At 64.7% G+C, this 11,922-nt stretch carries 8 protein-coding genes and 1 pseudogene; 6 read left to right on the top strand and 3 right to left on the bottom strand.

Going from position 1 to position 11,922, the window contains the following annotated elements; translation table 11 throughout:
• The first annotated feature begins 35 nt into the window (after positions 1 to 35).
• Together ACFWUR_RS18545 and ACFWUR_RS18540 are read left to right on the top strand one after the other, a co-directional pair.
• Positions 36 to 893, top strand: a complete 858-nt coding sequence (locus ACFWUR_RS18545; RefSeq protein ID WP_378908361.1) for a Bax inhibitor-1/YccA family protein — start codon at positions 36 to 38, stop codon at positions 891 to 893.
• A 474-nt stretch (positions 894 to 1,367) separates the two neighbouring features.
• Positions 1,368 to 2,255: an exodeoxyribonuclease III gene (locus ACFWUR_RS18540; RefSeq protein WP_378908359.1), complete on the top strand. Its 888-nt coding sequence runs from the start codon at positions 1,368 to 1,370 to the stop codon at positions 2,253 to 2,255.
• Positions 2,256 to 2,532: 277 nt separating this feature from the next.
• On the opposite strand, the gene ACFWUR_RS18535 is transcribed toward ACFWUR_RS18540, so the two are convergent.
• Positions 2,533 to 3,105 (bottom strand): TetR/AcrR family transcriptional regulator, encoded by a 573-nt coding sequence (locus tag ACFWUR_RS18535; RefSeq protein WP_378908358.1) that lies wholly within the window; start codon positions 3,103 to 3,105, stop codon positions 2,533 to 2,535.
• 195 nt (positions 3,106 to 3,300) lie between these two features.
• On the opposite strand from ACFWUR_RS18535, the gene ACFWUR_RS18530 reads away from it, so the two are divergent.
• The 4 genes and pseudogenes from ACFWUR_RS18530 to ACFWUR_RS18515 form a co-directional block, all read left to right on the top strand.
• Positions 3,301 to 4,311, top strand: a complete 1,011-nt coding sequence (locus tag ACFWUR_RS18530; RefSeq protein WP_378908357.1) for a diiron oxygenase — start codon at positions 3,301 to 3,303, stop codon at positions 4,309 to 4,311.
• Positions 4,312 to 4,495: 184 nt separating this feature from the next.
• Positions 4,496 to 6,202, top strand: a complete 1,707-nt coding sequence (locus ACFWUR_RS18525) for a phytoene desaturase family protein (protein WP_378908355.1) — start codon at positions 4,496 to 4,498, stop codon at positions 6,200 to 6,202.
• A gap of 301 nt (positions 6,203 to 6,503) precedes the next feature.
• A complete protein-coding gene (locus tag ACFWUR_RS18520; protein WP_378908354.1) occupies positions 6,504 to 8,243 on the top strand; it encodes a phytoene desaturase family protein in 1,740 nt (579 codons plus the stop codon).
• Between the two features lie 699 nt (positions 8,244 to 8,942).
• Positions 8,943 to 9,035: pseudogene (locus tag ACFWUR_RS18515) on the top strand (type I restriction-modification system subunit M N-terminal domain-containing protein); the annotation flags it as partial.
• 610 nt (positions 9,036 to 9,645) lie between these two features.
• Here the strand turns inward: ACFWUR_RS18515 and ACFWUR_RS18510 are convergent.
• Positions 9,646 to 10,866: an acetyl-CoA C-acetyltransferase gene (locus ACFWUR_RS18510; protein WP_378908353.1), complete on the bottom strand. Its 1,221-nt coding sequence runs from the start codon at positions 10,864 to 10,866 to the stop codon at positions 9,646 to 9,648.
• Positions 10,867 to 10,927: 61 nt separating this feature from the next.
• Positions 10,928 to 11,797: an SGNH/GDSL hydrolase family protein gene (locus ACFWUR_RS18505; protein WP_378908351.1), complete on the bottom strand. Its 870-nt coding sequence runs from the start codon at positions 11,795 to 11,797 to the stop codon at positions 10,928 to 10,930.
• Between the last annotated feature and the right edge of the window lie 125 nt (positions 11,798 to 11,922).

Raw genomic sequence — 11,922 nt, 5'->3', positions numbered from 1 at the left:
CCTACAGCGACTCGTAACTCCAAGAAAGGCGCACGGTGCGTACCTCATCGAATCCGGTGTTCAAGAACCTTCCCCGCCAGGAGGGTGTCGGCGGTTACGCGAACTTCGGTTCGGGCGTAGCCGGCGCGGGCCAGCTCGGTAACCAGCAGTACGGCGAATACGGGCAGCAGTACGGCCAGCAATTCCAGCAGGCCCCTGCCACCCGCGCGATGACCATCGACGACGTGGTCACCAAGACGGGCATCACCCTCGCGGTGCTCACCGTCTCGGCGATCGCCTCCTATGCGCTGTCGACGGCCAACCCGTCGCTGGCGCCGCTGTTCGTCATCGGTGGCGGCATCATCGGCCTGGTGCTGGTCCTGATCGCGACCTTCGGTCGCAAGATGGACAACCCGGCCATCGTGTTGGCCTATGCGGCCTTCGAGGGCCTGTTCCTCGGCGCGCTGTCGTTGATGTTCACCGACGTCACCTTCGGTGGTGTGGGCGGTAGCGCCCTGATCGGCCAGGCGGTGCTCGGCACGTTCGGCGTGTTCTTCGGCATGCTCGTCGTCTACAAGACCGGCGCCATCCGCGTCACCCCGCGCTTCACCCGCATGATCATCGGTGCGATGGTCGGCGTGCTGGTGCTGATGGTCGGCAACCTGATCGCGAGCTTCTTCACCGACGGCGGCTTCGGCCTGCGCGACGGCGGCCCGCTGGCGATCGTGTTCAGCCTGGTCTGCATCGCCATCGCCGCGTTCAGCTTCCTGCTGGACTTCGACGCCGCCGACCAACTGATCCGCGCCCAGGCCCCCGAAAAGGCCGCATGGGGCGTGGCGCTGGGCCTCACCATCACCCTGGTCTGGCTCTACGTCGAGATCCTGCGCCTGCTGAGCTACTTCCAGCGCGATTGAGATAGCAGCACAAAACAAATCGAGCGGCTCCCCACGAACTGTGGGGAGCCGCTCGACTATGTCCAGCGAGTACATGGGTAACTCCATGTACTCACATCGGGCAGCTTACGGTTGGTGTCGTTGTCAAGAGCGAACAGGGTTGGGTGTGGTTGACAGCGTGAACCACTGACCTGCGGAAATACTGCGCGTTCGCGGCTTCGGGTGGGCGACATTGATTGGTAGCGTTGGCGTCCGTGAACGTCGTTGGTCGACATCAGTCATTAAATGGCAGGTTTGATGACAACCCACGACAGCTGGGCAGCAACCGCACCTCGCGCTGGTTGGAGCGCCGAGACGATCGCATGGGCGTCGGTGCATGGCCACCTGTCGCAGGTTCGCGCCCTGGGCAGGATTCGAACCTGCGACATCCTGGTTTCAGGTCGTGTACCGGAGCTGCCCGGGCGGGTGACAAGGGGTCTACGGCACAGTGTTGCCATGGGTTCGTCGGTCGCTGACTCTTTCACTGTCGCCACATTCAACGTCAACGGAATCCGCGCGTCACGTCGTCGTGGATTCGAACAGTGGTTGCGGGCCCGGTCGGCGGATGTGGTCGCGCTGCAGGAGTTGCGTTGTTCCGCAGCCGATGTAGGAACCTTCCCGGGCTATTCGGCGGCAGTAGACGTCGGTTCCGTGGCCGGTCGCAACGGTGTGGCCGTACTGACCAAGGTTCCCGCCGCTGCCGTGCGGACGTGGGTTACCCACCCACCCAGGGCCCGCGGACTCGGTGAATTCACCGCACAGGGACGTTATATCGAGGTCGACCTGGCCGACCGCCCGGTGACGGTGGCCTCTCTGTATCTCCCCAAGGGTGGTCTGCCCGCGCATCTCCAGCGCCCGGGATCGATGCGCGAACAGCCCGACGGTGGGGTCAAGTACGAACGCAAGCAGAGGTTCCTCGCTGCGTTCGCCCGCGAAGTGCACCGGAACCGGCTCGCTGCGCGGAGTGCGGGACGCGAGTTCGTCCTCACCGGGGATCTGAACATCGCGCACACCCGGCACGATGTAACCAACTGGCGTGCCGCCCGCACGATGGACGGCTTTTTGCCCACCGACCGCGAGTGGTTCAGTGCGGTTCTCGGCAGGCGCCGGCTCGTCGACGTGGTGCGACAGGTGCACGGCGAGCGCCCGGGTCCGCTCACCTGGTGGAGTTGGGCGGGGCAATCGTTCGCCAAGGATGTGGGTTGGCGAGTGGACCACCAACTCGCGACACCTGGCCTCGCCCGCCTCGCGACGTCTGTCGTCGTCGACAAGGAACCGTCATCCGCCGAGCGCCTCTCCGATCACGCGCCCCTCGTAGTGACCTACTCGGCGATGCCCGACTGAGAAGTTCTGGTGCCCTCGGCAGGACACGCAGAACATGGGCAACTGGAAAACGCCTGGTTATCGCGGATTCCTATTCGATCTGACGCCCACGGACCGCCGGTACGGGTGACTTGGGTGTTCACGCTGGCCAGCTGGTGGTCGAAGCGGATTTCGCGCTGGCCTGACGGCGTAGCCGACCGGAGTCGGCGCCGTTGTATCGGGAGCTCAGCGCTCGGGCGGCGACGGATGGATCGTCAATAGGGCGAGGGCTCGATTCCCAACTCTTGATGGCCGGTGATCAGGGTGCCGCGAGATGGATCTGCAGCAGCTCGCGGAGTTGATCGTAGGTGCGGTTGAGCGGCGCGATGTTGCGATCTGCGATAGACATCATCACCGCGCCTTCGATTGCCGCGATTGTCGTGGTTGCGAGGCTCTCGGCCGTCCGCGCAGGCACGCCCTGCGTGATGGCCTTTTCGGCAAGGTGTTTTTCCCAGCCGCGGAATGCCTGACGGGACAGTTCTCGGGCGCCAGGCGCTTCGCTGCCGCCGTATGCCGCCGCGGCGATCGGACATCCGGACTGGTAGTCGCTGCTCACCAGCACCCATTTCCAGTACTCGACGAACGCGTGCAGCATCTCCGGCGCGGAAAGCGTCCCGGCCATCTGCTCGATCATCTGCTCGATCCAGGCCCCTGCGGTCCGGACGGACTCCTCGATCAACTCGGTCTTTCCGCCGGGAAAGTGCTTGTAGATCGACTGTCGGGCGGTGCCGCTGTGCTCGAGTAGATCGGCCACCCCGGTGCCAGCCACTCCTCGACGTCGGATCAGCTCGATCGTGCTCTCGATCAAACGCCCACGTGCGTCCGCAGCCATGAGTCTCTCCCACCTCGAAGCAGACCACCAGCCTAGCGGCGAGCCAGAAAGTAGACCAATCGGTGCTCACTCTGGAGCCGCTGCTCTGAAAAGCCCTGGATGCTGAGATGCTCTCCACTTGCCACAGACCATTCGTTCTACTAATCTGACGATAATGTTACGAGCAGTTACATGAAAACTTGCGAGGAGAGATCAATGGCGATCGAACTGAACAAAATCCGGGTCGGTGACGATCTCGTCGACGAGGCCGGGACGTACGCAGACACGTTGTCGCTGTTGTCGGAGGGTTCGGTGCACCGGCGCTTCGACCCGTATCTCGATATCGACTGGGAAGATCCGGATTTCGACGCCGATGCCGCGCCTGAGCGCTGGATCCTCACCGAGTCCGGCGAGATGCTGGGACCGCACCCCTGGTATCGGGCATTGTCGCGCGAGCGTCAGATCGCGATCGGCAAGTATCGGCAGGCCAATATCGCGAAGGTCGGCTTGCAGTTCGAGCTGTTGTTGATCAGCGGCATGGTTCAGCACACCTACCGGCTGCCCAACGGCTCGCCGGAGTTTCGGTACTGCACTCACGAAATCATCGAGGAGTGCAACCACAACCTGATGTTCCAGGAGATGGTCAACCGGATCGGTATCGATGTGCCCGGGATGACACCGTGGTTGAAAACGCTGCTCGGATACGTGGTCGGGCCTGCCGGAGCGTTGTTTCCGAACCTGTTCTTCATGGGTGTGCTGGCTGGTGAGGAACCCATCGATCACATCCAGAAGGCGATCCTGCGCTCCGGTGAGGAGGTGCATCCGATCATGCGTTCGGTGATGGCCATCCATGTGGCCGAGGAAGCGCGCCACATCTCGTTCGCGCACGAGTTCCTCAAACAGCGAGTGCCGCAAGCTAATCCGGTTCACAAGCTGGGCTTGTCGGTGGCTTTGCCGGTCATCATGTTCGCGCTCGGCCGCGCTATCGTCACCCCACCGCGGGCGTTCTTCGCCGACGCTGGTATCCCGGACTCGGTGCGCACGGAGGCTTTCTACGGCCTGCCGGACTCGAAACACGCCTTCGCGGACTTCTTCAGAGATGTCCGTGCCCTCGCCGCTGAGATGGGGTTGATCAACCCCATCTCCCGACGGGTATGGAAACTACTTGGCATCGACGGGCCCACCACCCGCTACCGATCCGAACCCCACCGGCGCCCGGCGGCCTGATCCCGGCGTTCGGCGAAAGGCCGGTGCTGTCGCGGAATTGAGCCGCCGCCGCCAGCACCTCTGTGGTTGTCGGCCCGCGCTGAGCCCCTGTGCTCGGCCGGGTCGGCAGCCACTCTACTCGAGCTCGCCCCTGCGTGCTCGATGCCGTCGTCTTGACAGACAATTCTCCGTGAAAGGCTTGACCATGAGTGACTTCGACGCGATCGTAATCGGCTCCGGGCTGGGTGGGTCATCAGCTGCCGCCCACCTTGCCGCGGTGGGCAAGCGCGTCCTCTTGTTGGAAAAATACTCGGTGCTGGGGGGAAGCTCGCATGTCTTTCGACGCCAGGGCAAGTGGGAATTCGACTGTGGAGTGCACTATCTCGGCGATTGCGGTCCAGACGGGCATATCCCGACCCTGATGCGTGGGCTCGGGCTCGACGATCGGATCTCGTGGCTTCCCTTGGATGCGGACGCGTTCGATACTTTCCGCGGGCCGGATCTCGAGCTCAAAGTGCCGGTCGGGTGGGATGCGTTCGAAGCGAACCTCGTTGCCGCGTTTCCGCACGATGCGAAAGGGCTGCGACAGCTCGTTGGTGTTCTTCGCGCGCTGAGTCGTGATTGGAACCGGGACCTGACGCCGGCGAGCATGTCGAGCCAGAATCAGTGGCTGCGCGGCGTTGGCGCTGCCGCTGCATTCGCCTACCTTCCGGTGGTCGCGCTCTTCCTCGCGTGTCGGCTCAGCCCGCGGACGATGCTCACGTTGGGAATCTACTGTGGCCTGCTGGGCTCGACGCCCGCTAAGACCACGTCGACGTGGTATGCCGTCTTGCTCAACCTGTACATCGGTGGCGGTGCGTACTTTCCGCGAGGCGGCGGTCAGGCCCTGTCTGCCGCGTTCGCGGAGGTGACTACCGCCCACGGTGGGGTGATCCGACGCAACACCGCGGTGGAGAAGATTCTTGTCGAGAACGGCGCGGTTCGAGGTGTGCTCCTGACCGGAGGCGAGATCGTGACCGCGCCGGCTGTCGTCTCTGCTGGAGATGTGATCCGCACATTTACCGATCTTGTCGATGACGAGCACATCCCTCTCCTATACCGCGCTCGTGTCAAGGCATTGCGGATGGGCCACCCTTTCATCAACGCCTACTTCGGCGTGGAGTTGGACCTTCGGTCTGCGCCGAACGGAAACATCTTCGTCATTCCGAGCTGGGACGACTGCAAGAACCTGGCGACGCTGGGGCTGACCGAACAACGGCTCTACCACGGCCGAGGATACGGAGCCAAGAACGGCCGCGAGTGGGCGACGCAATTCGCGACACGCACTCCCACATTTGTCCAGTCCTCGACTCGCCGCGATCCTGGACACGCCGCCTGTGCGCCGATCGGCCACGGCACCCTGGAGGTGCAGGCGATCGTCCCGCACAATCCCGCAATGTGGTCGGTGCAGGGTTACGACGTCGCCAGCCACGGCTACCGCAAGGACGCGACGTACAACGACATCAAGGAAATCTTGACCGAAGGTATGGCGCAACGCATCGAGGTGGCTTACCCGGGAGCGTCGTCTGCCATCAAGTTCGTGGAGCTGGGTACGCCAGCGGCCCAGGAGCGGTATGTCGGAAACTCCAGTGGTGCACCGTTCGGGCTAGCGCCCCTCGCGTCACAAACAGGTGCACTACGTCCGGGTACGAGAACGCCAATCGAGGGGCTGTATCTCGCGGGAACGAGCACGCCGTGGGGACCAGCAACGGAAGGGGCGATGCTCAGTGGTCGACACGCCGCTAGCGCTGTCGTCGGCCGCGACCTCGGTGCCGAAGTACGAAACGGGGCCGTACTCAGCAAGCGATCAGCACTTCGCCCCTGGCCAGAAAACTTCGACACCCTCCGGGCGGTCAGTAGCGCATTAGGGTAAGTGATTGTCGTTACCGCTCGGCCGTTGGGTGCCCGCTCGGCCGCATCAAGATCACGTCGCAGGTTCGCGCCCTCGGAGGGATTCCAGCTTGCGTCCTACGTGACGGTCTCGGCGTCGCTGTTCGTTGCCGTTGCGGTCGCCATCTTCCTGCCGTGGAAACCCGCGAACGAAACCGTGCTAATCGCCTGGAAAGTGGGCGACAAGCCATGGATCGGAGGCTGCCCGACCGACCCGGGGCGGCGTACCGCCTACGGCTCGCCGCGACTCGCCCGGAGATCGACAACAACGATTGGAATCGACAATGAGCACGAACATAACCAGCGGCAGCCCCCGATACGACGCGATAATCATCGGGTCCGGGCTCGGCGGCAGCAGCGCCGCAGCACATCTCGCCGCAACCGGACAACGAGTGCTGCTACTCGAACGTTATTCCGTTCTCGGTGGCACCTCACATGTGTTTCGTCGGCAAGGAAAATGGGAATTCGACTGCGGCGTCCACTTTGTCGGCGACTGCGGGCCCGATGGACAAGTTCCCACGTTGCTGCGTGGCCTGGGCCTCGACGACCGCATAGAATGGCTTCCGCTCGAGAGCGAAAGCTTCGACACCATCATCGGGCCCGACTTCGCGCTACGCACACCCTTTGGCTGGGACAGCTACCAGCGGAACCTGCTCGAGACCTTTCCCGATGAGCGCCGAGGAATCCTTCGGCTGATGTCGGTGCTGCGCTCGCTGGGCGAAAATGTGGACCGAGACCAAGTCCCCGGCACACCGCTCGAAGTAGCCCGGTACCTCGCCAAAGTCGGCCCGAAAGCAGCTGCGTTTGCCGGCCTGCCATACATGGCTCTCTTGGTTGCCTGCAACCTGCGACCACGCACGATTCTGGCGTTGTCCGTGCAAAACGGTGCACTCGCCACGACCCCACTCGGAAACGCGACCATCATGCAGGCCGGCTACTTCCAGAACTACGTCGGCGGCGGCGCCTACTACCCCAAAGGAGGCGGGCAAGTCCTCGCTGCCGGGTTCGCTGAGGTCATCCGTAGCCACGGCGGCAGCATCCGCACGAACGCGGGTGTCCAGAAGATCCTCCTCGGGGGCGGGAAGGTCACCGGGGTTCTCCTCGAGAGTGGAGAGACGATCCTCGCGCCTGTGGTCGTTTCAGCGACCGACATCATCCGCACCTACACCGACCTGGTCGGACTCGAGCACCTACCTGCGGTCCAGCGGGCACGGATCCGCGCCTGGAAGATGTCACGCCCGCTGATCAATGGATTCTTCGGCATCGAACAGGACTTGTCGAATGTGCCGAATTCCAACTACTTCTCCATCCCCACCTGGGAGGATGCGACATCACTACGGTCGTTGAACCGGATGAGTTCGCAGTTGGTCGATGGCAAAGGCTTCGCTGATGGACGGTCGTGGGCGCGGGAGTTCGCTCGGCGCCAGCCGATGTATGTCATGTCGTCCTCCCGTCGTGACCCGTCCCACGCCCCCGCCGCCCCCGCCGGACATTCCACTGTCGAAGTGCAAACCATCGCCCCGTTTTCGCCGGCGCTGTGGGGCTTCGACGGGCATGCTGTCGCCGACGGCGATTATCGCCAGGACAAGCGTTACCTGGAAGTCAAGAAGATCATCATCGATGGGATGCTCGAACGGATGGAGCAGGCATATCCCGGCTCCTCCAACAATGTGCGCTTGGCCGAGCTCGCCTCACCCGCAAGCCAGCAACGGTTCGTCGGCAACACCGGCGGGGCCCCGTTCGGCCTCGAAACCCGTACCACCCAGATCGGCCCGCTGCGCCCCGGCAGCCGCGGCCTTGTCCCCGGGCTGTTCCTCGCCGGAACCAGCACGAGGTGGGGACCAGGCACCGAAGGTGCCATGCTCAGCGGGCGCCACGCCGCCGGCGCCATTCTAGGGCGCGATCTCGCTGCCGAAGTGCGCGCTGGTGGCGTCCTGTCGGAGTCGGCGAGCCTGGCAACCTGGGGCAGCGATTTCGACGCACTCGAGAGCTGCCGCGGGCCGGAGTGCATCGGCGGGCTATAGATGGTCGTGCTGCAGGCGAGGCAGGTGTGCGTCCTGTGATGCCCGCCAATCCGGATACAGGGCATCACGCTGACGAGTGATCGGCCTGGCCCGAGACGGTGCCCCTCCGGGCAAAAGCGGGGAGCTGGTTCCGTCCAGCGCCCAGCGCGCAGATAGAGCCTAATCGATTCGCACATACGTTCGATTATCAGCTGAGGCGTAGGCGCGGAGATCCGGGGTCACCGTTGTGGCTGACCGTATCGGTCAGTTGATCGGGAATGCTTCACCGAGAACGTGGGTACATGCGGCATAGGCGGACGTTCGACCGGTGGCAAAGACCGTGCCAAGCATGGCTTGTGTGGCGTTTCGGGGGCGCGGCTCAAGATGACAGCGTTGTCATCAGGTTCGAGGCGATGGGTCGATTTTGGAGCGACGGTCCACACCTCCTCGCCCCCAAGCGTTCCCAGGCTCACTGCTGGACACATCCCAGTGCGATCGGCTTGTGCCCCAGGGATGTTCATTGCAAGGCGGCCCCGCGACGGATTCGCTGAGCCAGTCGTCGCGGCCCGCCCTCGTGACATACGGGATGTCGGGATGCGCGATGATGTCCTTTTAGAAAGCGTTGGCTACTGCGGATTACGCGCCGCTTGTTCCGACGGACGCACGGGCTCGCGCTGAGCGGCCAACACTTATCGTCGATTGAGCCTCGTAAGGAGCCTTGTGAGCAGTCTCGGCAGTTTCATCTGGTCGATCGCCGACCAGCTTCGGGGTCCCTACCGCCCCAACCAGTACGGCAACGTGATCCTCCCGCTCGTGACGGGCCCAGGTGGCATCGCGACTACAGGCTGATCGGGTTTGCCGTGTAGGTCGTGACGGTCCTGGCTGCAGACCAGCACCGCTGACATCCGAAAATCTGGCACGATCGGGCGCCCCGCCACGGCACGGACACAGTACAGCCTCGACCAGCTCCAGGTCAGTGACAAGCTCGGCTGCGCGCTGACCAAGGTGGCACGCCGCCGCTCTGGCGGTACCGACGCATGTCGAAGGGGTGACACACCGCGCGGTGTGTCACCCCTTGACTGCGTCCAAACCCAAGTATGGAATCCAACACACCTCACCCGACCGGCTGCCTTACCCGACCGCTGTCTTCGCGCCCACCCCCTCAGTTGGCGCAGTTGATCGGATGGGACAAACAACCGTTGTCGTTGGTACCGTGAAATCTGCACGTCAGCCGAATTTTTGACAATTAGATGGCAATCAGCCGCAGATCACGCGGTACTGTCCGCACCGGGACCAGCGCTGATCCTTCGGGCGAGGACATTGGTAACTCACCGGGGACCGGCTGACTCGGCCGACTGCGGAGTCTGGCCGCCTCGGATGTCGCGCGGCACCCGAGTCCGGCCAGAAGTCGCGGGGAGGCGGACTAGCTGAGGCGCTCGATGACCAGCGCCATGCCCTGGCCGCCGCCGACGCACATGGTTTCCACGCCGAACTGCTTGTCGTAGGTCTGCAGGTTGTTCAGCAGGGTAGTGGTGATGCGGGCACCGGTCATGCCGAACGGGTGGCCGAGCGCGATCGCGCCGCCGGAGACGTTGAGCTTGTCCTCGTCGATCTTGAGCTCACGCGCCGAGCCGAGCACCTGTACGGCGAAGGCCTCGTTGATCTCGAACAGGTCGATGTCGGAGATCGACTTACCCGCGATCGCCAGCGCGCGCTTGACGGCCTCGACCGGGCCCAGGCCCATGATCTCGGGCGACAGGCCGGAGACGCCGGTGGAGACGATGCGGGCCAGCGGGGTCAGGCCCAGCTCCTTGGCCTTGGTGTCGCTCATGATGACCAGTGCCGCGGCGCCGTCGTTGAGCGCGCAGCAGTTACCCGCGGTGACGGTGCCGTCGGGGCGGAACACCGGCTTGAGCTGGCTGACCGCCTCGTAGGTGACGCCGGCGCGTGGGCCGTCGTCCTTGCTCACCACGGTGCCGTCGGGCAGCGTGACCGGGGAGATCTCGCGCTCGAAGAAGCCGCTCTTGATGGCCTCTTCTGCCCGGTTCTGCGAGCGCACGCCCCAGCGGTCCTGGTCCTCGCGCGAGATGCCGGTCAGCGACGCGACGTTCTCGGCGGTCTGGCCCATCGCGATGTAGGCGTCGGGGAGCAGGCCGTCCTGGCGCGGGTCGTGCCACGCGCCGGCGCCGCCCTCGGCGGTCTTGGCGGTGCGGGCCTCGGCCTCGGCGAACACGGGGTTCTTGGTGTCGGGCGAGCTGTCGGCCGAACCACGGGCGTAGCGCGAGACGGTCTCCACACCGGCGGAGATGAACACGTCACCCTCGCCTGCCTTGATCGCGTGGAAGGCCATCCGCGTGGTCTGCACCGACGACGCACAGTAGCGCTGCACGGTCGTGCCGGGGACGACGTCGAGGCCGAGCTGGATGGCGAGGATACGGCCCATGCCGAAGCCGCCCTCACCGGCGGGGGAGCCGGTGCCGAGGATGATGTCGTCGATCTGCGTCGGGTCGAGCGAAGGCACCTTGGCCAGCGCGGCCTGGACCATCTGCACGGTCAGGTCGTCCGGGCGCATTCCCGCCAGTGACCCCTTGACGGCACGGCCGATGGGGGAACGGGCGGTGCTGACGATGACGGCCTCGGGCATGAGGACTCCTTTTCGCGTTGTTCGACGTGAACGGCTGTTTACATGCCGGTCGTTCTCGAATCTACGTCTCCAGCTGCGCGACGGGAAGGGCAGGGCGGTCGCGCACCTGCGCGATCAGCACGGGAAGCAGCTGCGCAGCGGCCAATTCATAGCCCGCCGCGGACGGGTGGAATCCATCGGTGGCGAACAGTGTTTCGGGGGCGGCACGGAACTCCGAGGCGACCAGCGGCGAACCCATCGGCACCGCGATGCCGCCCGCGATCGTGGTCGCGACCGTCTGCGCCTTGGCCAGGCGCACACTCCAGTTCGCGACGATCGTGCGCAGGGGCTGCTGGATAGCGGTGACGGTGCCCAGATTCGGGCAGGTGCCGACCACCACCAGCGCGTGGGCCTCACGCAGTCGCGACACCGCCGACGCGAGCCTGCGCGCCGAGGCGCGAATGGAGTGCTTCTTGGTGATGTCGTTGGCGCCGACCAGGATCACCGCGGCATCCGGTGGTGGCCCCGCGACGAACATCGCGTCGACCTGCCCGGCCAGGCCCTTCGACGTGGCGCCCGAGATCGCCTTGGTGCTCAACCGGATTCGCAGGCCGGTAGCCTCGGCCAGCCCGCGGGCCAACCGCACCCCCGGCACATCGGCGGCACCGAGACAGCCGAGCCCGGCCGCGGTGGAGTCGCCGAAGATCATCAGGTGCAGGTCGACGGGTGTCGATTTGCGCCACGGCTCGGGAAGAATCGCCCCCGGCGCGTACACACCGTCGGCCTCGGGCGGCTTCGAGGTGTCGCGGCCGATCACCGCGCGCGCCGCCCCAGCCTGCGTCATCAGCAGTCGATAGGTGGCCCAGGAGACCGTTCCGGCGCTCGACCCGGCGAGCACCGTCGTCGCTCCGGTCACGGCCGCGGTCCGCCAGCTGATTCGAGGTGCGCTCACATTCGAGCATTCTACGACGCTGGTCCGCCCGGTCGAGAGGACAAGCGCTCGGCTAGTCTCGTGACGGAATGATCGATTTCGTAGGTACATGGGCAACTCGCCGGGTACGCCCGGGACCGCCCATG

The organism is Nocardia sp. NPDC058633, assembly GCF_042717045.1.
In the GTDB taxonomy this organism is placed as follows: domain Bacteria; phylum Actinomycetota; class Actinomycetes; order Mycobacteriales; family Mycobacteriaceae; genus Nocardia.
Note: the sequence above shows the minus strand (reverse complement) of the source record. Positions and strands in the feature narration are given on the sequence as shown.

What these genes read in the sequence shown, in the direction of transcription:
- ACFWUR_RS18540 (WP_378908359.1), top strand. Translation starts at nt 1,368, where the DNA reads ATGGGTTCGTCGGTCGCTGACTCTTTCACTGTCGCCACATTCAACGTC.
- ACFWUR_RS18535 (WP_378908358.1), bottom strand. Translation starts at nt 3,105, where the DNA reads ATGGCTGCGGACGCACGTGGGCGTTTGATCGAGAGCACGATCGAGCTG.
- ACFWUR_RS18530 (WP_378908357.1), top strand. Translation starts at nt 3,301, where the DNA reads ATGGCGATCGAACTGAACAAAATCCGGGTCGGTGACGATCTCGTCGAC.
- ACFWUR_RS18525 (WP_378908355.1), top strand. Translation starts at nt 4,496, where the DNA reads ATGAGTGACTTCGACGCGATCGTAATCGGCTCCGGGCTGGGTGGGTCA.
- ACFWUR_RS18520 (WP_378908354.1), top strand. Translation starts at nt 6,504, where the DNA reads ATGAGCACGAACATAACCAGCGGCAGCCCCCGATACGACGCGATAATC.
- ACFWUR_RS18510 (WP_378908353.1), bottom strand. Translation starts at nt 10,866, where the DNA reads ATGCCCGAGGCCGTCATCGTCAGCACCGCCCGTTCCCCCATCGGCCGT.